The sequence below is a fragment of the Pediococcus ethanolidurans genome (genome assembly GCF_001437405.1).
Lineage (GTDB): Bacteria > Bacillota > Bacilli > Lactobacillales > Lactobacillaceae > Pediococcus > Pediococcus ethanolidurans.
The window spans coordinates 23,034-44,299 of record NZ_JQBY01000012.1 but is presented as its reverse complement, the minus strand read 5'-3'; the positions used below and the strand labels follow the sequence as shown (position 1 = coordinate 44,299).

Sequence of the window (21,266 nt, the reverse complement as noted above, 5' to 3'; positions counted from 1 at the left end):
GTTTATCGAGAAAAGGAGTTCTTTAAATTGATGCAAATCAAGTTTTGAAAAAAAGATCATAAATATTTTGTGGTCATCTACCTTGCCACCCATATTTATGATCTAACCAAGCTATTCAGTTGCCTTTTTTGCTAACATTAAAGCTCCTGTAATTCCTGCATCATCACCCAATTCAACATGGACGATATAATTTGAAATTTCAGGGAAGTCAACATAGTCAGCCATTTGTTTCACAAACTCGGTCTGAATTTGTGGGAATAACTGACTTTGCTTCATGACGCCGCCACCGAAGATGATGATATCCGGACGCAAAATTAGCGTTGCGTTGACACAGGCTTGAGCAATGTAATTTGCTTCAATTTCCCAGAATTCATTACTTGGATCAAGTTCATTGCCTTTTTTGCCAAATCGTTTTTCAATAGATGGACCAGCAGCCAAGCCTTCAAAACAATCTCCATGATAAGGACAGACCCCTTCGAATCCGAGATCGCGTGGATCATGTCTTAACAGAATGTGACCCATTTCGGGATGACTGTATCCTTGCAGAAATTCACCATTTTGAATATAACCTGCACCCACACCGGTTCCAACGGTCCAATACAAAATGTTCTTTTTCCCACGTCCGGCACCGGCCTGATACTCTCCATAAGCGGCCACGTTCACATCAGTCGTGAAATAATAGGGAATATCAAAATGAGCCTTCATAGCACCCAAAAAATCATAGTTTTTCCATGCTAATTTAGGCGTGTTTGTAATAAAACCATAGTTATCAGCATCCTGGTTTAAAGACACCGGACCAAATGACCCGATTCCAATCGCATCAACTGGATGTTGTTCAAAATAAGCAAACACTTGTGCCATGGTTTCAGCGGGCGTTGTGGTTGGAAACTGTGCCCGATCTTCAACATTAATGTTTTCATCACTAACTGCGCAAACAAATTTTGTTCCGCCAGCCTCAATTGCACCTAATTTCATAAATTCTCTTCCTCCTATGCAAAAATAAAAAGATTACGTTTTGTAACCGCTAACATGATTATAGCATAGGCATAAAATGATGTGAGCTTAACTTTTTTAAGTTTCTTAAAAATACCCAAATAAGTTACAGGCAACTAATTCACTAAATTTTCTTTCTTGTCCTATTTAAGCTAAAATACACGTAACAATATAAATAGGAGTGATTTAATTGGCAAAATACGAAACCTTGTTACCACGATTCTTGAAATATGTGAAAGTAAATACTCGTTCTAATCCTGATTCAGATACTGTTCCCACGGATCCAAAAGAAGTTGCTTTCCTAAAGACTCTGGCTACAGAACTAACCAATCTTGGATTAAAGGATGTTCACACTCAAGCTCAAAGTGGCTATGTAGTTGCCACACTGCCTGCTAATGATGATGGCAATACACCAGTTTTAGGCTACATTGCTCACATTGATACAGCTGATTTTAATGCCGAAAATATCGATCCTCAAATCCATGAAAACTACGATGGTGAGTCCGACATTTCTTTGAGTAAGGACGGCAAATGGATTTTAAAAACTGCGGCTTTTCCAGCTTTACACAACTACAAGGGGCAAACTTTAATCACAACGGATGGCACGACTTTACTGGGTGCCGATGATAAAGCCGGTGCTGCCGAAATTATGACAGCAATGGAATATTATCTCAGTCATCCTGAAGTAAAACATGGTGAAATTCGGGTGGGATTTGCTCCCGATGAAGAAACTGGAACTGGCGCGGACCACTTCGATGCCAAAGATTTCAATACGAAATACGCTTATACGGTTGATGGTGGTCCCCTTGGTGAATTGGAATATGAAACCTTCAATGCAGCCCAAACAACCGTAGAAATTCAAGGAAACGAGGTACACACGGCCACTGCTAAAGATGTCATGGTTAATGCACTTCAAGTAGGAATTGATTATCATAACCTTGTTCCTGCTGGTGACCGTCCAGAATTAACCGATGGTCGTCAAGGCTTCTTCCACCTGTTTAAAATGACCGGTACTCCTGATCACGCTAAGTTAGTTTATATTATTCGTGACCATGATCGAAAAGTATTTGAACAACGTAAACAAGAACTACAGAACATAGCTGACAAACTCAATTCTGACTTTGGTGAAGAACGTGTCACTGTAGAGACACATGATCAGTACTATAATATGCGTGAAATTCTTGAAAAAGACATGACTCCTGTTGAACTTGCAAAAGCTGCAATGGAAAAATTAGCTATTAAACCTGTTATTTATCCAGTACGTGGTGGTACAGATGGTTCTAAAATTTCTTTCATGGGCATTCCAACACCCAACCTATTTGCTGGTGGCGAGAATATGCACAGTCGTTATGAATTTGTTTCTGTTCAAACAATGGAAAAAGCTGTTGATTTAATTTTGAAAATCAATCAATTAAATAGCGAACAAAGTAAATAAAATTCATTAAAATTAAAAACGTTATACGTAATTCTGTAGAAATACAGATACGTATAACGTTTTTTTAATAAAGGAACTATTTTGAAAATAATTTTCCGCTGAGCCTTAGGACAACTCCGAAAAGCAATAAGGGACTTCTAAGTATTGTTCCTGCGGGATCGCGATCCCGCACTACTTCGATTTTTAAGGAAACTTTCGTTCCGAAAGTTTTATTCTCAGAACGTTGTCGATTCTTGTGGCAAAACCAGCCGCAAGAACTCGCCTCCACACCCTACATTCTTTTTTTCCGCTGAGCCTCAGGACAACTCCGAAAAGCAATAAGGGACTTCTAAGTATTGTTCCTGCGGGATCGCGATCCCGCCTCCACAACACTTAGAAGTCCCTTATTACCCGCTTTTCTTCGTTCACTTTAAGCTACATGTCCCTCCACACTTTCAATATCCTTCTTACCATCCTGCTTCACAATCGCACCAATCGCCGCCGTAATTCCCTTCACATCATCTTCCAAACTCAAAGATGGCGTATTCGGCCTATTCGTCACCTGCTCCGGCAAAAATGGAATATGCATAAATCCTGCCTTCAATTCGTGAAACTCCTTATCAATCATATACTGCACCTGATACATAATATGATTACATACATACGTTCCCGCCGTCGTCGACACACTACTTGGCAAACCTACCGCCCTTATCGCCTTAGCCATCGTCTTCACCGGTAACTGCGTAAAATAAGCATTTTGCCCATCTTCATGCACCGGTGTACCCAGGGGCTGATATCCCGCATTATCCTTAATTCGTCCATCATCAAAGTTAATTGCCACCCGTTCTGGTGTCAAACCAAAACGACCGCCTGCCTGACCAATATTCAACACATAGTCAGGTTTTTCCCTTAAAATTGCCGCATGCGTCACTTCCGCACACTTACCAAAAATTGTAGGAATCTCCACCTTCACAATTTGAGCACCTTCAATTTCATCTGGCAAGCGTTTTACAGCCTCAATTGCCGGATTAATTTTATCGTCACCAAATGGATCAAAACCAGTCACAAGAATTTTCATTTCTAAATTACCTCCCTATTTAAAATGCCAGTACATACATCAACAAAATTTGGATTAACAACATTGGAATTGCAATTGGCGCCTGCTGTTTAATCACACCTAGTGGATCTTTCATTTCCATCAAAGCCACCGGTAACGTATTGAAATTGGCCGCCATTGGGGTCATCAATGTGCCACAGTATCCGGAAGTCATTCCTAACGCCGCAACTACCACAGCCGAACCGCCTTGAGCGACAACAAAGGGAATTCCAATTCCAGCAGTAATTACCGCAAAGGCTGCAAAGGCATTTCCCATAATAATGGTGAATAACGCCATTGCCACACAATACAAAGCGACTCCCAATAAATGATTACCGGTTGGAAACACACTTGAAATTGCATGCGCTGTTACCTTACCAACACCAGATGCTGTAAAAACAACTCCTAATGTTGCCAATAGTTGCGGTAATACTCCTGCCGAGCCCACTGACCGTACCATTCGTTGCGTGTCATCAAAAACATCTTTACCCTTAGATTTAGTTAAAGCAATAGCAACAATCAATGACAAAATCGCAGCCGCACCAATACCTACCTGACCACCAAACGGTGTAAATTGGGCTACTAAAATTGCGGTAATTGCTAAAATAATACTAGGTAAGAAAATCCAACCGCGTAGTTTTAGGGCAGCCTTCTCAGCCGTTTTAACATTAATCTCTTTAATATGTCCTACTTTCACCTGCTTTAAAAGTGAAAGTAATCCAATCACCAGTAGCAAAGCGCCAACTAGAGCTTTTGGTAACCACTGCCCCAAAGCAAAAATTACCGCAAATAATGTCCAGAACAGCCCCGTTCCATAACGAGCCGAGTTAGTTTTATCGCGAAATGATTCAATCGCGGCAATTAAAAATCCCACGCCAATTAACATATAAAGGAAGGTTAAAATATTATTGATCAAATTAGTCATTATTAGCACGTCCCTTCTTAGCAAACTGGCGATCAAACAAACGGTTATAGAAAAATACAAGGACAAGCGTAATTACGGCAACTGGAATTGAATACAAAACAATTCCAGTGGGATCGACTTTATAACCCAGTGATTTCATAGTGCTTGCCATCAATAAAACACCACCAGATGCGACAAATAAGTTTTGTGCAAAAAAGTTTCCAAAGTTTTCAGTAGCTGCGGAACGTGCTTTGATTCGATCCACATCCTTTGGCGTTAGTTTTGCTTCGACACTAGCTGCCGCTTGCGCCATTGGATTAATTAACGGACGAATAAACTGAACCTGTCCTTGCAGAGTGATTCCAAAAACACAGGCTAGTTCTCTAATCAGTAAATAAATATCAAAAATACGCCCTGGAGTTAAGTTTTGCAGACGATGAATTAAGTTTACGGCAGATTCTTTTAATCCATTTCGTTCAATTACCCCTATCATTGGTAAGGTTAAAAAAAATAGTGAAACCATTCGATTATCCAAAAAACCTTGTCCTAAAATAGCTAAAAATTTTGTGAAATCAATTCCTGATGCTAATGCGGTTGCTAACGCTGAGATTAGTACAACTGCAACGGTGTCCAATCTAAATGCAAACCCTAAAATGATAACTAAAACACCAATTAAACGTATGTATTCCATTCACTTACCCTCCGATTTCTATATTGGTTGCTTCTAATTTGTTTATCATAAATTTATCATAAAAACCTATTCAGGGCAAATTTGATTCTCAACAACTGAATGTTTAAACACAACCTACGTTGTTTAGCTTTTCAAATTATGATTACTAATTTAAATTCATTACAAACCAACAATTATTCTTGAAATTAAAAATGAAACCATGAGAAAAACAGTTCTCATCGCTTCATTCTTAATAGTCTTAGTTTAGTTTTCTATGGTTCCGAAGATCGCAAGCAACGCCATTATGACCAATCTGATTCACTAACAGTTGATTCGTCATTAGCACGAACACGTTGCACCACATAAACTCCAATTCCAATCACAAATCCAATAATAGCAGGAGCAAGCCAAGCAAATCCTTGTGCGAAGAATGGGACATACTTACTCTCAAAATTGGTAAGGCTCTGCACAACAACTGATTTTGCTACTATTGCTGGAGCCGCATTCAATCCATCCACAATGGCCGGTACAATTGTAAAAATCGTTGTACAAATATAAACAACCCGGGCTCGATGAAAGAATGGTGAAACTAATGATAGTAAGATCAACGTGATACATAGTGGATAAATAAACATCAGAAACGGTACAGCAGCATTAATAATGGTTTCGAACCCAAAATTAGAAACCACAAAAGAAATTACAGATACAATAATCACATATGTTTTATAACTAAATTTAGGAAACATTCCACTAAATGCCGTTGCAAAAGAAGTTGTCACACCAACAGCAGTAGTCATGCAAGTAATTGTTGCCATAATAGCTAGAATATAAACCCCGGCATTACCAAAGAAATACTGTGTAATTTGACCAAGTGCGATACCACCATCGTTTGCAATTTTTAAATGACCTAGACTGGTTGCCCCAATGTAAGCTAATCCGGCATAGATAACGGCCATCGCGCTGGCGGCAATGATGCCTGCTTTGACGGTTAAATTGGCAACTGTTGCTTCCTTTTTCACCCCTAAAGCTTTAATTGCTGTGATAACCACAATACCAAACTCAACAGAGGCTAGTGCATCCATTGTTTGATAACCCTGAATAATGCCATTGGTCATCGCGCCTTTTCGCCAAGCGCCCGTAACTGCTTGTCCAGCTGCTGTTCCCATTGGTTTAAAAATGGCAACTGCAATTAATATAACGACCATGATAATAAAAACCGGATTCAGATAACGACCAACATAATCGACCACTTTATGGCGGTTAATTGAAAACAATACCACTGCCGTAAAGAAACAAGCCGAATAAACAAAAAGCCATAATGGTGCTGTTGCCGCACTGACATGGGTCGCAATACCAAACTCAAAGGGCACCGTGGCTGTTCGTGGTGTTGCAAAGGCTGGGCCAATAGCAATATACAAAATAACAGTAAAGATCAACGCGTACGTTTTACCAATTGGTTGCGCTAGTTCATAGACACCATGCGTTCTCGTAATTGCAATCGCAGCAACGCCAAGTAAAGGTAAAATTGTACCTGTAATGATAAAACCAATAATTGAACTAATAAATGCAGAACCGGACTGTTGCCCAATTTGCACTGGAAAAGTTAAGTTGCTAGCACCAAAATACATTCCAAATAGCATTGATGCCACCACAATTAATTCTTTCCATGTAAATTTACGTGTTTGTTCCATTTATAAAAACTTCCTTCCTTTTTCTGCAATTCAATGTTGATGTCAAAACTTTAATAAGAATAAAAAAACGTCCCTCAGATTAATTACTAATCCAAAGGACGTTTGCACGCGTTACCACCTTAATTTACAAGCTTTTCACAAAGTTTGTCTCACCATGTACACCGTATTTTTCGTCAAAAACACCTGATACACTGGCACTATATTGGGTGCAACCATAATCATCTTTGCGACAATTTCGCTCGTTTTCACCTTTTTAAACTAGGAAATATGTTTTCTCAACCCCAAACACTTTCTAGAAATTCGCTAGCTTATCATCCGTGAAACCTTCAACACGTGTTTCTCATTTATATTTAATGTTGCTTATTATAGAACGGTCATGATTCATTGTCAAACCCATTTTTTAGATGTGTATGTGTTTGAGTTTTAGTAAGTAGTGCTTCTAATTAAATTTTATTCATGTTTTTAATTTTGTTCCGTTTCGGCGTTGATGCGGGGACGTGTGGTCGCTTACGAGCTAACTTCTTGCCTTTCAGGCCAGAAGTGGATCTCTCCAGTCTCCCATGTCTCTAAGCGATAAATCGCTAAGTGACATCGACACACTCTTTCACCAACGCCTCCACTACACCTATTATTTAAGTCTTACAAAACGGCCTTCATCAATTATCCATGGCACTGCGGGATGCCGCGTTTAAAGAAATACTGACATGTTTAATTCCTTGATGTCACATAAAAATTTGTTTTAAAAAATAACTAGTAAGTGCTTTTACTGGTGTTACTTTGCCTGATAAAATAGTTGAAACATTTAACATTACTGCTTCAAGTTGACCGTTACCTCATAGTTTTTGGCTGCTACACCTAATTAGAAGATTAACGATCTTCTCTTATTTTAAAAAAACTCTTTTTCACTTTCCTACTAAAGCTTTACACAGCTGTATGTGTCGAGCTTTGATCAACCCATTTTTAAACGCATGGTGAAATTTGACAAGTTTTAAAACACGCGCTAAACTGAATCCAAATTAGATAACAATTAAAAAGCAATGAAGAGATGAGTACGGTCCCACATTTTTACAGAGAGCCTCTTTTGGTGTAACGAGGTAAAAGAGTGAACCAGAAGATGGTCTTGGAGAACATTCTGCATTAAGCTTTAGCAAAATACAGATGGGTGCGCCCATTATCGCGTCGGAGTTTCCTTCGGGGAATTCTTTAAGAAAATAATTTTTAAATTATTTTAAACCAAGGTGGTACCGTGGTCATTTCTTTAATGAAGTGCTCGCCCTTGACGTTTTTAACGTTGAGGACGAGCTTTTTTGTTTCTAAAAAAATACTAAGGAGTTTACAATCATGACACTTAAAACAGGTTTACAGGCACCCTATCGTTTCGATCAAGTTGGTAGTTTATTACGAACTTCCGAATTAAAAGCAGCTCATAAAGATTTCACAGATAAGAAAATCTCTACCAGTCAACTTGAAACCATTCAGCACCAAGAAATTAAAAAAATTGTTGATAAACAAGTTGCTCTTGGTCTTCATGCGGTCACAGATGGTGAATTTAGTCGTTCATGGTGGCATCTTGATTTTCTTTGGGGGTTAGATGGTGTCGGTAAATATGACTATCAAAAAAGTTATAAATTTCATGGTCAAAAAACACGAACCGACAATGCCTATCTAACAAGTAAGATTAGTTACAACCCTGAACATCCATTTTTCAAAGCATTTGAATATCTGAAATCAATCGTACCTGATGGTGTTCAGGCTAAGCAAACGATTCCCTCGCCTAGTCTATTATTCCGGGATAATCGAAGTGATAACGCACCTGAATTCTACGAAAAACATACAGATTATTTAGACGATTTAGCCAAGGCCTATCATGAAACCATTCAGCATTTTTACGATCTCGGTTGTCGTTATATTCAATTAGATGACACGACTTGGGCTTTTCTAATCAGTAAACTTGACGAAACTAAAAACGATCCTGAAGGTCAAAAGCCGTTTCGTAAAATTGCTGAAGATTCCGTTTACGTCATTAATAAGCTTTTAGAAAATTTACCAGATGATTTGACTGTAACTACTCATATTTGTCGAGGTAACTTTAAGTCAACCTTCCTATTTTCAGGTGGTTACGACGTTGTTGCTGAGTATCTCAGCCAATTAAATTATGACGGCTTTTTCCTCGAATACGATAACGATCGTGCTGGTGATTTCAAACCGCTTGCTAAAATTTGGAACCATGATGCCCACAAACGCATCGTGTTAGGCCTTGTAACCTCTAAATTTCCTGAATTGGAAGATCAATCCCAACTACTTACCCGCATTAAGGAAGCTACTCAAGAAGTTCCTCTTGAAAATTTGGCACTTTCTACTCAATGCGGATTTGCGTCAACAGAAGAGGGCAACAAGTTAACGGCTGATCAACAATGGGCTAAATTAAGTTTAGTCATTGATACTGCAAAAAAAGTTTGGTCAGATGCTGAATAATAATTATTAAGGGTATCTAGTTGCCTTATACAAAAACGGTAAAAACCAGAACATAGCTCTTTTCGAGTTTTGATCTGGTTTTTTCTATTAGTATCCATCAAAAAAGACGCCTAGCGTTAAACATGATACTATTAAAGGGAAATAAATTTCAGAACTGCCTGGGGGAATGGCTAATATGGGTAAAATTAGAATTAATAACATGAGTTTTCACACATTCAATGGTGTTTTTGCGGAGGAGAAAAAGTTAGGTCAACGTCTTCAAATTGATGCTGAGCTCACCTATCCAATTGAAGAAAAAGTGCAACATGATGATTTAAAGGAAACCGTCAGTTACGCGGATGTTTACCAAACCATTGAAGAATTCGTTTTAAACAATAATTATAATCTGATTGAAAGTGTCGCTAACCATCTTTTGAAGAAAATCTTAGCAGATTATCCTACCATTCAGGCTGTAAAACTAAAAGTTCGCAAGTACAGTGTTCCCATTGCTGGTATTTTCGATAATATTGAAATTGAGGTTTCAGGAGCACAACATCATGAATAATCAAGCTTATTTAAGTGTCGGTTCAAATCTCGGCGACCGTCAAAAAAATTTAAACAAAGCAGCAAACTTACTTAATGAAAATGCCATGATCACAGTAGAAAAAGTGTCTCCAATTTATCAAACACAACCCGTTGGCGGTGTTCCACAAGATGATTTTTTGAATATTGCTATTCGCTTATCAACGACTCTAACGGCGCATGAACTACTAGATGTTTTGCATCAAATTGAACAAGCTTTACGACGCAAGCGTCTCATTCATTGGGGGCCAAGAACCATTGATCTGGACATTTTATACTTTAATCACGAAAACATTCACGATGAAACGCTAATTGTACCTCATCCAGAGATTGCCAAGCGGCGTTTCGTTTTAATTCCTTTGTTAGATGTTTTAAACGATGACCAATTAATTACTAAAACTAACCAGCAACTACAAACTACGCCTGATCACAATTGGGTGGAAATTTTACATGAGTAAGAGGTAAACAGAATATGATTGAAAAAGACAAAACGAAGATAGAAAATGCCGTTCATAACATTATTGAAGCTATTGGTGACGACCCAAAACGAACGAGCATTCAAAAAACACCGGCACGTGTGGCGAGTGCCTATGAAGAAATTTTTGCAGAAACTGGTAAACAACATTTTGAAGACTACAAGATTTTTAACGTTGCTGAAAATGCGGGTATGGTCTTAGTTCAAGACATCCCCTTCTATTCAATGTGTGAACATCATCTTTTACCTTTTTTTGGCACAGTTAATGTTGCTTACGTTCCTCAAAATGGCAAAATTATTGGCTTAAGCAAAATTCCACGTTTAGTCGACTTTGCCGCTCGTCGTCCCAGTGTTCAAGAAAATATCACAGTAATGATTGCTGATGAATTACAACGTATTTTAAAACCTAAGGGAGTTGCCGTGTCCATTTCTGCACGTCACATGTGTATGGAAATGCGTGGCATCAACAAATCTGGCTTATTTACGTATACAAACAAATTCTTAGGCAACTTTTCTGAAGACCATGAACTTAAAAATGAATTTCTCCAACAAACACATCAGAGGTAATCTAGCACTATGACTGAAGATCAACAAACTTATCATGACTTAATTGCAAAAATGAATCATCAAGTTTTGGTTACACAAAACGATCGTGTGCCCATTTTGCGTCACATATTGGCACAACTACAGCATCCTGAGCAAGCCTATAAAGTCATTCATATCGCTGGAACTAACGGAAAAGGGTCTACCGGCGCAATGTTAGCAGCCATTCTGCAAGCTAATGGTTATCACGTTGGTCATTTCTCTAGTCCTGCAATGCTTGATGATCGCGAACAAATCAAACTTGATGGTCAAATGATTAGTTATACTGCTTTTCTTCGTGCTTATCAGGTTATTTCAGACACCCTAAAACAAAGCGATACTGCGGTTTCACTTTCAATTTTTGAATGGTTCACTTTAATTGCCTTAGTTGCTTTCAAGCAGGCCAACGTTGACTATGTTGTTCTGGAAGTCGGTTTAGGTGGAAAAAATGATGCTACTAATGCTATTTCGGCCCCCCTGCTAACCTTGTTTACTCATATCGATTATGATCATACGCGAATTTTAGGCCACACGATTCGAAAAATTGCGACGCAAAAGGCTGGCATTATTAAACCAGATTCCACGGTAATTGTGGCGCCTCACCAAAAACAAATGGCCAGACAAGTATTACGTCAAGTTGCTGAAAAACAACAAGCCGACATTCATTTTGTCCAAGACGTACATCTGAGAATTCTCAAGCGCGATGAAACTGGTACTAAATTACAAATCAGTGGGCCCATGATTGCGCAACATGTTTACCAATTAGGCTTAGTTGGTAATTTTCAATTAGATAATTTGGCTACGGTACTTAGTGCGGTAACTTGGCTTCAAAGACACGGGACTTCGATTAAGGAACACATTGTTCACCAAGCATTAGCACAGCTTAGCATTCCTGGTCGAATGCAACTTATTCATCAAGCACCCACCATCATTTTAGATGGTGCCCATAATCCGGATGGTGCCAAACAACTGGTTAAGTCATTAAAAACACTGTTTCCAAATCGAAAAATCAGTTTTTTATTAGGATTTTTAGTAGATAAAAACTACTTTGAAATGTTAAAAAGTTATTTACCACTTGCAACTGACGTTTACGTGAATACACCCAGTCAGCATCAACGAGCTTTAGACAAACATCAACTGGCCCATGTTATTCAAACCGAATTTTATTTTCCAAAAGACCATCTTTTTGAGTTATCAAATTCGAAAGCAAGTCTGAATCTAGCGTGTCAGCAAAGTTCCAAAAACGATGTCATTATCGTTACCGGTTCTTTTTACTTTATCAAACAATTTGAAGGTGATTTGAATGTTTAAACAACCTATTTTAATTGCTTCTAATAATTTAGACAAAACTGCTGAATTAATAAAGTGTTTCAAAGATTTTAAAATTTCTGCCGAATCTTATCAAAACGCAATCACTCGTTTGCATTTTCCTAATGAAGGTACCACCAGTTACTTAAACAACGCCCGGCAAAAGGCAACTTTTATCTTCAAAAAACTACCTACTGAATCTGTTTTGGGTGATGATTCCGGTATGATAGTTGCTGCCTATCCTGATAAGTTTGGCGTTCAAACTTCTCGGCAACTCAGCAACTATCCATCTGACGCAGATAAAAACCACTATCTAATTAATTTAGTCAATGGGAGATCTCGGCAAGTAACTTTACGAACTGATTTAATTTTATGTGTCGCTGATCATCGCGTTTATCATGGACTAGGTGTATTTGAAGGAACCTTTAGTACGGCGGAACGGGGAAACAACGGTTATGGTTTTGACAAAATTTTAATTCCTTTGGGTGAAACACAAACCTTAGCAGAAATGACCGATACTGAAAAGACGCCCTATCTTCATCGAACCAAAGCGATTCAAAATCTTTTAGAAAAGGTGGCACAAAACGAATATGAACATTTCTGATCTCACCAATACATTTACACATTCAGAAACATTTGCTGATCAAATCACGAATAATATGCTAATTCGACAACGAAAAATTGTCTTGAAATTTAGTGAGCTTTCGGCAGATCAATTGAACCAATTAACCGACCTGTTACGCACGTTTGATACGCCCATTCAAGTCAATACAACTAGTATTCAGACCGTTCTTCCGTTAGCTTGCTTTTCATTATTTACGACCCGTTTTAGTCATTTATTTCAAAACACTGCTGACAATGAAACCTTAGCCGCTATTTATAAACAACACGCCGTTTACTGGAATTACGGTCACCATCATCGTGATTTGCTACAGAATCCTTTAATCTATGGCATTCTAAACATTACACCCGATTCATTTTATGACGGTGGGCGTTACTTTGAACCCCAAAAGATTATGAACCGTGTGGATGAAATGGTAACTGCTGGAGTAGATGTCATTGAGTTAGGTGGACAGACTACTCGGCCTGGTTTTAAGGAAATTTCGGTTAAAGAAGAACTGGCTCGGATTATGCCAACGATTGAACAGATTCATCAAATTTACCCCCAGATTACCATAGCAGTTGATACTTATAAGTTTGAAGTCATGCAAACTATCGTCAAAACCGGGTATGTTGCTATCATCAATGATGTGAATGCATTTACTGATGACCCTCGTAAACTGACTTTATTGGCACCGACAAAAATCGGTTTACTTACGATGCACAGCAGTCGAGACAAAGAATACGACAATTTAACCCAAGAAATGCGAGCTTTCTTCAAGCAAAATTTAACTCAATTAGTAGCTGCTGGCATTGACCAAGAGCGTATTGCTTTAGATCCCGGCATTGGTTATGCCAAAGTGGCAGATGGTTACCAAGATTATGCCATGATGCGAAACATTGATCAGTTTAATGAATTCAACCGACCAACCATGATCGCAATTTCACGAAAGGGTTTTGGAGCCAAATTATTCGATTTAAAAAAAGAGGATCGCCTTTCGGTAACACTCATTGCGGAAACATATATGTACTTGAATGGTGGTAATATTTTGCGCGTGCATGATATTACGGAAACCAAACAACTCGTTAAAATGATTCAGACGATTAATAATGGTTATTGGTTCAAATAATAAGGCTACCTCCAAAAAACTCTTTAAGTCACATTTTAATGCTAAAAAAAGAAGCACTCACAGAAAAACGAATTCTTCTGTGGGTGCTTCTTTAGTAGTTATTTAGTTTGAGGTAACATGGTTGCAAACGAGCCATCCCAAATACTCTCGTGATGTTTAATTATGGTTTGCGCATCTAAAAGATCGGAATCAAAAGTCGTGGTTAAACCACGCGTCACTTCCACTTTATAATCTAAGTGACAAGCTACTCGAATTGTGGTGTCCACGCAGTATTCTGTCTGCCCGCCACAAATTTCAATGCTTCGACTATTGTAAGTTTTTAAATACGCCTCTAAGTTTGTGTGATAAAAAGCATCTGGTTTAGTTTTAACAATAAACTCATCTTTTTGTGAATTAAAATCAAGTTTATCAGTTAGTTCAAACGCTTTTGTATCGCTTGGAATCTCTTCATCAGTGGTTTGAACGAAAAAAATTGCTTTTCGTTCTGCTCGATAAATCTTGATGCGTTCGTTGATACCTGCAACAACTGCATCGAAATTCACCATTTTACTCAGTGCATTTTGCATATCAATTACAATTAATACATCTGCCATTTTCTTTCCTCTTTCATAAATCATGGTTGTTTTCGGTACTAAAGTAAAACGCCTACGTTATCCAAAGATGATCTATTTTCCAATACGTTCTTCGCATCCCCCACTGTAAGAATTTAATATAAAACTGGCGAATAGGTTTATAACTAACGAATCAAGGCTGCGATTGAAACTCCCCAAATGAGTACCTTATCATATTATAGTACAACCGAATCAAAAAGAGGAAAGCGCTGCAACTTTTATTTAATAAATTCTTAAATCAGTGAGTGATCAAAGACGCTAAGGATCCACAATATAAAGGTGCCGTCAGGGGGATGTAAATCCCACGCTAGGCATCTTTATAATGCGGGGCCTGCCTTTGAGAACTGTCCTAACAAACATTTTCAGCTCCTACCCACACTCTTTTGCACAGCCGCCATTGCCAAGGCATTTACATAATTTAGTGGATTATCAAAGTTAGGTTGGAAGAACATATCTACCATAGATAATTCATCAATAGTCATTTTAGTTTGAATTGCTAATGAAATAACATTAGCCGACTGGGCACAATCATAAGAACTATAAAATGCCCCACCTAAAACCACTCGTGTTTTGGGATCCCAAACTAAACGCATCAAAATTGGCGTAGTGGTCAACATAAAATCAGGACGATAATTTTGTTCAAGCGTAACACTTTCCACCGCGACATTTCGTGCTTTAGCACCACTCTCAGTTAATCCGGAAGATGCCAATGTTTTTCCAAACAGAGCCACCGCAGATGATGCTTGAGTTCCCATGTATTTAACCGTAGGATGTTCAATATTATGACCAATTAAAATTCCCTGTCGAATAGCATTTGTAGCCAATGGAATGTAATCATCTTTTCCAGTCGGATTGTAATGCACAACTGCAGAATCACCGGCAGCAAAAATGCTAGGATCTGAGGACTGCATATAATCATCCGTAATAATTGCCCCATTGGGTAACATTTTAACCTTCCCTTTAAGTAAATCGGTATAAGGACGAAAACCTGCAGATAAAACAGCAAAATCGGCTGTATAGCTTCCTTTAGTGGTTGTAACGGTAATCTTATCACCATCATCCGCAAAAAATTGGACCAATTCATTCATCGCTAATTTGACACCATGCTCTTTGTAATCTTCTTCCACTCGTAACCCAATTTCCGGATCAAAGTTTTTCGTCAATACATGAGGTAATCCATCAATTAAAGTTACTTGTTTTCCTGTGACTGCCAACTGTTCAGCCAATTCCGCACCAATATAACCGGCACCAATAATAATCGCAGATTTTGCTTTTGGCGTTGTCGCTCGCAAAATTTTGGCATCGTTCCAGTCTTTACATAGTTTTACCTTCGAGTTATCGACGCCTTTAATTGGTGGAATCACAGGTGCCGATCCTGTAGCCATAACTAATTTATCATATGAATCCTCTAATATTTCCCCAGAAATTAAGTTCTTAACTCGAATCGTTTTTTTATCCGTATCAATATTAAGCACGTCATGCTGCATTTTCATGGTCGCGCCAAGTTCTTCTAATTTTTCAGGTGAAGAGTAAAACATTTTATTCGGATCTGAAACATGATCACCCACCCACAAAGCAATTCCACAGGATAAAAACGATAAATTATCATTTCTTTCATACACCGTCACTTCATAGTTTGGATGCTCCGTCAAAATTTGTTTAGTTGCATAGGTTCCCGCATGAGTCGCACCCACTACAATTATTTTCATAATTATTCCTCCAAAAAATTATTGTTATTAAAACTAACAGCTTATTGTTAGCTCAATTCTATATGAAATAGGTAGCTAATGTCAACGCTTACACACCATGCTCTATCAATTCGAAAGTTCACCGATTCACTGTCGTTTAAACCTTAACCATCTTATTTTTCCTATACCAATGCAAAAACTTTGGAAATTAGTCTTAGAAAGTTGCCTAATCGATAACATTATCTTCATATTTGTAAACTAACATATGACTATTATTTAAGAAGAAATGGAGTTCTTATTATGATATATGCACAAATACTAGCCGGCGGTAAAGGTACCCGCATGGGTAACACAGCCATGCCAAAGCAGTTTTTACCACTTGGCTCCAAACCAATTTTAATTCAAACAATTGAAAAATTCGTTTTAGAAAAACGTTTTAATGCCATCATCGTGGTGTGTCCCAGTGACTGGTTAACACATACCAAAGATCTAATCAGCAAGTTTATAAAGGATTCCCGCGTAGTTGTGATTACCGGCGGATCCGAACGAAATGACACTTTAATGAATGGAATCACCTATATCGAAAAAACTTTTGGTCTCCATGATGATGACGTGGTCGTGACCCATGATGCCGTTCGTCCCTTTATCACGCAACGAATTATTGATGACAATATTAACGCGGTCATGACTCATACGGCGGTTGATACAGTCGTTCCGGCCATTGATACGATTGTTCGCGGTGAAAATGAACAAGTAAACGAAATTCCCATCCGTGAGTATATGTATCAAGGTCAGACACCACAATGTTTTAACATCAAAAAACTAAAAAAAGCATTCAATCAACTGACCACTGAACAAAAAGAAATTTTATCCGATTCTTGTAAAATCTGCCTCCTCGCTGGTGAAGAAGTGCATATTGTTCGCGGTGAAGTTTCTAATATTAAAATCACAACACCATATGATCTAAAAATAGCACGCGCAATCGTAGAAAAGAGGGTGGTTATTTAATGCTAAACCAAGTTTATCGGTTAGTCAGTACTCGCCAATTTGAATCTCAAACCATTGACGAAAATTTAACTTCTAATGAAATTATTGTTCGACCAACGTACTTATCAATTTGTAAAGCAGATCAACGGTACTTTTCTGGCAATCGTTCTCAAGCAGTTCTCAACAAAAAGCTCCCCATGGCCTTAATTCATGAGGCTATCGGAACAGTCGTCTATGATCCGCAAAATAAGTTTTCTGCTGGCGAAACTGTGGCAATGATTCCCAATACCCCTTCACATCAAAGCCCCATTGTTAAAGAAAATTACCTCACTAATAATCATTTTCGTTCCAGTGGCTATGATGGTTTCATGCAGGAGTATGTTTTTTTACGTCACGATCGCGTGATTAAAATTCCTCAAGATTTTGAACCTAACATGGCTGCCTTCACCGAAATGATCTCAGTAGGCGTTCAGGCACTTACCAACTTAAAGGAAACCATGGATGCCGATCAAGATATTATTGGCATTTGGGGTGACGGCAATCTGGGTTATATCATTGCTTCTCTGGCAAAATCCTTTTTCCCTGAAAGTAAACTAATTATTTTTGGTCGTCATCAATATAAATTAGACTATTTTTCTTTTGCAGATGAAACCTATTTAGTTAGTGATATTCCCCCAGAATTAAAGGTTAGTCATGCACTCGAATGTACCGGTGGTTCTGGTAGTCAAATTGCCGTTGATCAAATTATCAACCACATTAGACCAATGGGCACCATTATGTTATTGGGCGTTTCTGAAAATCCAATTGAAATTAATACCCGTTTAGTTCTCGAACGCGGTCTAACCTTAAGAGGCTCAAGTCGTAGTAGCCGTGAAGATTTTGAAGGAGCTATCAACATCTTAGCTAAGGATTGCAAAACTCGTGAACGCTTGTGTAATTTAATTGGTGAAACCCAAAAAGTAAGTTCGATTAAAGAAGTCGTTAGCTTTTTTGAAAAAGATAGTACAAGCTCCTGGGGAAAGGGTGTGATGCGTTGGGAGATTTAAAACGACTAAAATTAATATTCCTAAAATTCATTTATAACACCAGTTACCAAATTTGCTATTACGTGTTTCGTCCCCATCCGAAACGCATAACTTTTGCTACCATGCGTAATACGCAGTTAGTAGATAATCTTAAACAACTTTACGAAACATTTGAGAAAAATGGTGATTATGAATTAAAAGTATTTTGTTTTCACTATGATCGCTCACCTAAGAGTCGCCTTTTATTTTTTTGGTATTCTTTAATTTCCGTTTATTACATTGCGACATCTCACTTGTTCATCATTGATGATTATTTTTTCCCTTTGTATTCTTTAAAAAAGCATCGCAAAAACATTGTCATTCAAACTTGGCATGCCATTGGTACACTGAAAAAAATTGGCTTAAGTTTACCAAATGCTCAAAATAGTGTCATCAAACCTCATACTAATTATGATTGGGTTGTCGTTAACACTGCAGCAGACCGTCAAGCTTATGCCGATGCCTTTGATATTAACCGAGATCATGTTTTACCACTGGGTGAACCCATGCTTGATGTCATTGCGCATACGCAAATTAAACTGACTCCCAAGCATACAAAAAAGATCCTGTATTCACCAACTTATCGTCAGAATGATTCAAAAAAAGTATTGGCAGCTGTCACCGCACTTATCAAAGCGGCTCCAGAGTTGAAAGAAGATTGGGAAATCTACATTTCCATTCATCCATATGTTAATATGAAAGAAAATCTTCACAATTTACCTAAAAATATTCATTTATTTCAGGACCCGGCACGAGTTAAAGCAATGATGCCCACAATGGATGCTTTTATTACTGATTATTCATCACTTTTACTTAATTTCAGTTATTTTGAGCGTCCTATTTTATTATTCACACCTGATTATCAGGAATATGTGCAAAAACAGGGATTTTATGTAAATTACTTTGAGTATTTGAACGCGCCTTTTTTTCAAAAAGCACCTGAAATGATGACATTCATTAATGAAAAGTTTTCTCAAATCGATCTGGACTACGTTCGTCAATTAAAGCACAAAAATTTTCCCAATCAGGATGGTCATAATAGCGATCGTGTCTACCAATTTTTAACATCAATTAATAGGTATGGAGAACACAAAATATGAGACATTTATTAAGAAGAATTAGAAATAAACTGCATCGAATACTACATCCGACACCTGCAAATACAGTGACTCCAGAAGAAACTCAACCGACTTACCACTCCCCGCGTTTGGTGGAAAATATTGATTCTTTAATCAAACGACGTGTCAATTCGATTGATTTCAATGGTGCCTACTTTACAATTTCTGGTATTGCCTACTTTGAAAAGTTTCCGGAAAAAGATGAAGAAAAAATCGTCAAAAGCCTGATTCTTGCAAAAGATGGCGTTGATGACATTGAGATTCCTCTTGTAAATCAAACAAGCGAAGATCCTCGTTTCCCCATGGCCGGTTACACAGGAACTGCTAACTTCTCAGTAATCAATAAAGGTAAACCATTGGAACCTGGTCAGTATGAAATCAAAATTCAGTTAAAACAGTATCTTTCTGACGGTTGGTTAATTGAACGAACTTCCGTGGGAAAGATTTTAGACTGTGCACATGATTTAAGCTATATTACCAATATGACTAGTTATTCTGCCAAAAAGAACACGCAATATCGTTTGATTTTTAAATATAATTTTGCCGCTAATTCATTAGAAGTCGGATCCAATATTCTTAGTGAGATTAATCCTCTTGAAAATGAATTGGATACTGAATTTGTTTTGGAAAGTCCCGTAATGCGCAGCTTAAAACGCCGCGTTTTGAAAATGGCTTATAATTGGTATCATCTATTACCCGTAGATCGTCATAAAATTTCGTTTGTTTCTGATAGTCGAACCAGTATTTCTGGCAATTTTGAATTTATCTATCAAGAGTTGTTAAAACGAAAAACAAATTTTAAGATCTCATTCTATTTAAAACCTAGTATCAAGGCCAAAAAGTCTTGGCATGAAATTTTTGTATTGGCCAAAGCCTTCGCGACTAGTCGCTATATTTTATTGGATGATTTTTATCCAATGATTTATCCACTGACTATCCGCCACAATGCGGATTTAATTCAGGTATGGCATGCGGTAGGTGCCTTTAAGACTTTTGGTTACAGCCGTGTTGGCATGCCCGGCGGTCCAAAGCTTGATTCCTTAAATCACAAAAATTATACCAAAGCACTTGTTTCTTCCAAACACGTTGCTGATAAGTACGCAGAAGGTTTCGATATCCCGGAAAAAAATATTGTCACAACTGGAATTCCACGAACTGATGTCTTTTTTGATAAAACTTATCAAGCTAACGTGCGTCAAAAATTACAAGAAGAATTGACGTTCATTAAAGGTAAGAAAGTAATTTTGTTTGCACCAACTTTCCGTGGGAATGGTCAACAATCTGCTTACTATCCGTTTGAAGATATTAATTTCAATAAGATATATGAAGCATTACACAAAGATTATGTATTTTTATTGAAAATTCATCCCTTTGTACAAAACGAAGCAAACATTCCGTATAAATACGCCGACTTTTTCCATGACGTTTCTGATTATCGTGAAATTAATGATCTACTGATGATCGCGGACGAACTAATTACGGATTATTCTTCAGTTTGTTTTGAATATGCCCTGTTGAAACGTCCCATGATTTTCTTTGCCCCTGATTTAACTGACTATATGCAAAAGCGGAGTTTCTATTTTAATTACTTAGACTTTATTCCAGGCACACTGGCCGAAAATACAGATGAATTAATTAAAAAAATTCAAGAGCCTCAAATGAACCGTCAAAAATTAGATTCATTTGTCAATTATTTCTTCGATCAACCCGATGGTCATGCAACCGAACGTTTTGTCGATGAATTGGAAAATGAATTTAAAAACGACGATGATCAGAATCTTCAAAATGAAGATCCTGACCATACGCCAGACGGCAAAGTTATTCCTCACTGGGGAAAACATGCCTAACAGAACAACTAATTTTGAATAAAACATAACAAGCCTGTAGTAAAAGTTTCTA

Annotated in this window: 19 protein-coding genes; 12 read left to right on the top strand and 7 right to left on the bottom strand. The window is 37.8% G+C overall.

What is annotated here, in order from left to right; translation table 11 throughout:
• Positions 1-111: 111 nt before the first annotated feature.
• Positions 112-975: an ROK family protein gene (locus IV87_RS06375; protein WP_057806519.1), complete on the bottom strand. Its 864-nt coding sequence runs from the start codon at positions 973-975 to the stop codon at positions 112-114.
• Positions 976-1,183: 208 nt separating this feature from the next.
• Here IV87_RS06375 and pepT point away from each other — a divergent pair, with 208 nt between their 5' ends.
• Positions 1,184-2,428, top strand: a complete 1,245-nt coding sequence (gene pepT, locus IV87_RS06370) for a peptidase T (RefSeq protein WP_057806517.1) — start codon at positions 1,184-1,186, stop codon at positions 2,426-2,428.
• Between the two features lie 409 nt (positions 2,429-2,837).
• On the opposite strand, the gene pcp is transcribed toward pepT, so the two are convergent.
• The 4 genes from pcp to brnQ form a co-directional block, all read right to left on the bottom strand.
• Entirely contained in the window at positions 2,838-3,485 is a 648-nt protein-coding gene (pcp, locus tag IV87_RS06365) for a pyroglutamyl-peptidase I (protein WP_057806515.1), read from the bottom strand.
• A gap of 19 nt (positions 3,486-3,504) precedes the next feature.
• Positions 3,505-4,428, bottom strand: a complete 924-nt coding sequence (locus tag IV87_RS06360) for a DUF979 domain-containing protein (protein WP_057806514.1) — start codon at positions 4,426-4,428, stop codon at positions 3,505-3,507.
• Positions 4,421-5,098 (bottom strand): DUF969 domain-containing protein, encoded by a 678-nt coding sequence (locus IV87_RS06355; RefSeq protein WP_057806511.1) that lies wholly within the window; start codon positions 5,096-5,098, stop codon positions 4,421-4,423. Before IV87_RS06355 ends, IV87_RS06360 begins: the two co-directional genes overlap by 8 nt.
• A gap of 281 nt (positions 5,099-5,379) precedes the next feature.
• Positions 5,380-6,768 (bottom strand): branched-chain amino acid transport system II carrier protein, encoded by a 1,389-nt coding sequence (gene brnQ / locus IV87_RS06350; RefSeq protein WP_057806509.1) that lies wholly within the window; start codon positions 6,766-6,768, stop codon positions 5,380-5,382.
• 1,341 nt (positions 6,769-8,109) lie between these two features.
• On the opposite strand from brnQ, the gene IV87_RS06345 reads away from it, so the two are divergent.
• From IV87_RS06345 to folP, 7 genes are all read left to right on the top strand, one after another.
• Complete coding sequence (locus IV87_RS06345) at positions 8,110-9,243, top strand: vitamin B12 independent methionine synthase (RefSeq protein ID WP_057806507.1); 1,134 nt, start codon at positions 8,110-8,112, stop codon at positions 9,241-9,243.
• A gap of 175 nt (positions 9,244-9,418) precedes the next feature.
• Positions 9,419-9,787, top strand: coding sequence for a dihydroneopterin aldolase (folB, locus tag IV87_RS06340; RefSeq protein ID WP_074693892.1), 369 nt, complete (start codon positions 9,419-9,421; stop codon positions 9,785-9,787).
• The gene (folK, locus tag IV87_RS06335; protein ID WP_057806505.1) at positions 9,780-10,262 is read left to right on the top strand and encodes a 2-amino-4-hydroxy-6-hydroxymethyldihydropteridine diphosphokinase; all 483 of its coding nucleotides are present in this window, start codon (positions 9,780-9,782) and stop codon (positions 10,260-10,262) included. The genes folB and folK overlap by 8 nt, the downstream gene beginning before the upstream one ends.
• A gap of 14 nt (positions 10,263-10,276) precedes the next feature.
• A complete protein-coding gene (folE, locus tag IV87_RS06330) occupies positions 10,277-10,846 on the top strand; it encodes a GTP cyclohydrolase I FolE (RefSeq protein ID WP_057806503.1) in 570 nt (189 codons plus the stop codon).
• Between the two features lie 9 nt (positions 10,847-10,855).
• Positions 10,856-12,172 (top strand): bifunctional folylpolyglutamate synthase/dihydrofolate synthase, encoded by a 1,317-nt coding sequence (locus IV87_RS06325; protein ID WP_057806501.1) that lies wholly within the window; start codon positions 10,856-10,858, stop codon positions 12,170-12,172.
• Positions 12,165-12,773 carry a non-canonical purine NTP pyrophosphatase gene (locus IV87_RS06320; protein ID WP_057806499.1) on the top strand — a complete coding sequence of 203 codons (609 nt, stop codon included), beginning with the start codon at positions 12,165-12,167 and terminating at the stop codon, positions 12,771-12,773. Before IV87_RS06325 ends, IV87_RS06320 begins: the two co-directional genes overlap by 8 nt.
• Positions 12,760-13,899 (top strand): dihydropteroate synthase, encoded by a 1,140-nt coding sequence (gene folP / locus IV87_RS06315; protein ID WP_057806497.1) that lies wholly within the window; start codon positions 12,760-12,762, stop codon positions 13,897-13,899. Before IV87_RS06320 ends, folP begins: the two co-directional genes overlap by 14 nt.
• Before the next feature lie 98 nt (positions 13,900-13,997).
• On the opposite strand, the gene IV87_RS06310 is transcribed toward folP, so the two are convergent.
• The gene (locus tag IV87_RS06310; protein WP_057806495.1) at positions 13,998-14,492 is read right to left on the bottom strand and encodes an isochorismatase family protein; all 495 of its coding nucleotides are present in this window, start codon (positions 14,490-14,492) and stop codon (positions 13,998-14,000) included.
• 380 nt (positions 14,493-14,872) lie between these two features.
• Positions 14,873-16,219 carry an FAD-dependent oxidoreductase gene (locus IV87_RS06305; RefSeq protein WP_057806493.1) on the bottom strand — a complete coding sequence of 449 codons (1,347 nt, stop codon included), beginning with the start codon at positions 16,217-16,219 and terminating at the stop codon, positions 14,873-14,875.
• A 279-nt stretch (positions 16,220-16,498) separates the two neighbouring features.
• Here IV87_RS06305 and IV87_RS06300 point away from each other — a divergent pair, with 279 nt between their 5' ends.
• The 4 genes from IV87_RS06300 to IV87_RS06285 are packed head-to-tail and all read left to right on the top strand — an operon-like array spanning position 16,499 to position 21,214.
• Positions 16,499-17,206 carry an IspD/TarI family cytidylyltransferase gene (locus tag IV87_RS06300; RefSeq protein WP_057806491.1) on the top strand — a complete coding sequence of 236 codons (708 nt, stop codon included), beginning with the start codon at positions 16,499-16,501 and terminating at the stop codon, positions 17,204-17,206.
• Entirely contained in the window at positions 17,206-18,231 is a 1,026-nt protein-coding gene (locus tag IV87_RS06295) for a ribitol-5-phosphate dehydrogenase (protein WP_057806489.1), read from the top strand. The genes IV87_RS06300 and IV87_RS06295 overlap by 1 nt, the downstream gene beginning before the upstream one ends.
• Complete coding sequence (locus tag IV87_RS06290; RefSeq protein ID WP_057806487.1) at positions 18,219-19,349, top strand: CDP-glycerol glycerophosphotransferase family protein; 1,131 nt, start codon at positions 18,219-18,221, stop codon at positions 19,347-19,349. Before IV87_RS06295 ends, IV87_RS06290 begins: the two co-directional genes overlap by 13 nt.
• Positions 19,346-21,214, top strand: a complete 1,869-nt coding sequence (locus IV87_RS06285; protein ID WP_057806484.1) for a CDP-glycerol glycerophosphotransferase family protein — start codon at positions 19,346-19,348, stop codon at positions 21,212-21,214. Before IV87_RS06290 ends, IV87_RS06285 begins: the two co-directional genes overlap by 4 nt.
• Positions 21,215-21,266: the final 52 nt, after the last annotated feature.

Excerpts from the sequence above, each read along its gene's own strand:
- IV87_RS06345 (WP_057806507.1), top strand. The coding sequence starts at position 8,110 with ATGACACTTAAAACAGGTTTACAGGCACCCTATCGTTTCGATCAAGTT.
- IV87_RS06300 (WP_057806491.1), top strand. The coding sequence starts at position 16,499 with ATGATATATGCACAAATACTAGCCGGCGGTAAAGGTACCCGCATGGGT.
- IV87_RS06360 (WP_057806514.1), bottom strand. The coding sequence starts at position 4,428 with ATGACTAATTTGATCAATAATATTTTAACCTTCCTTTATATGTTAATT.
- IV87_RS06295 (WP_057806489.1), top strand. The coding sequence starts at position 17,206 with ATGCTAAACCAAGTTTATCGGTTAGTCAGTACTCGCCAATTTGAATCT.
- IV87_RS06285 (WP_057806484.1), top strand. The coding sequence starts at position 19,346 with ATGAGACATTTATTAAGAAGAATTAGAAATAAACTGCATCGAATACTA.
- pcp (WP_057806515.1), bottom strand. The coding sequence starts at position 3,485 with ATGAAAATTCTTGTGACTGGTTTTGATCCATTTGGTGACGATAAAATT.
- folP (WP_057806497.1), top strand. The coding sequence starts at position 12,760 with ATGAACATTTCTGATCTCACCAATACATTTACACATTCAGAAACATTT.
- IV87_RS06375 (WP_057806519.1), bottom strand. The coding sequence starts at position 975 with ATGAAATTAGGTGCAATTGAGGCTGGCGGAACAAAATTTGTTTGCGCA.
- IV87_RS06355 (WP_057806511.1), bottom strand. The coding sequence starts at position 5,098 with ATGGAATACATACGTTTAATTGGTGTTTTAGTTATCATTTTAGGGTTT.
- folK (WP_057806505.1), top strand. The coding sequence starts at position 9,780 with ATGAATAATCAAGCTTATTTAAGTGTCGGTTCAAATCTCGGCGACCGT.
- brnQ (WP_057806509.1), bottom strand. The coding sequence starts at position 6,768 with ATGGAACAAACACGTAAATTTACATGGAAAGAATTAATTGTGGTGGCA.
- folE (WP_057806503.1), top strand. The coding sequence starts at position 10,277 with ATGATTGAAAAAGACAAAACGAAGATAGAAAATGCCGTTCATAACATT.
- IV87_RS06320 (WP_057806499.1), top strand. The coding sequence starts at position 12,165 with ATGTTTAAACAACCTATTTTAATTGCTTCTAATAATTTAGACAAAACT.
- IV87_RS06310 (WP_057806495.1), bottom strand. The coding sequence starts at position 14,492 with ATGGCAGATGTATTAATTGTAATTGATATGCAAAATGCACTGAGTAAA.
- IV87_RS06305 (WP_057806493.1), bottom strand. The coding sequence starts at position 16,219 with ATGAAAATAATTGTAGTGGGTGCGACTCATGCGGGAACCTATGCAACT.
- IV87_RS06325 (WP_057806501.1), top strand. The coding sequence starts at position 10,856 with ATGACTGAAGATCAACAAACTTATCATGACTTAATTGCAAAAATGAAT.
- folB (WP_074693892.1), top strand. The coding sequence starts at position 9,419 with ATGGGTAAAATTAGAATTAATAACATGAGTTTTCACACATTCAATGGT.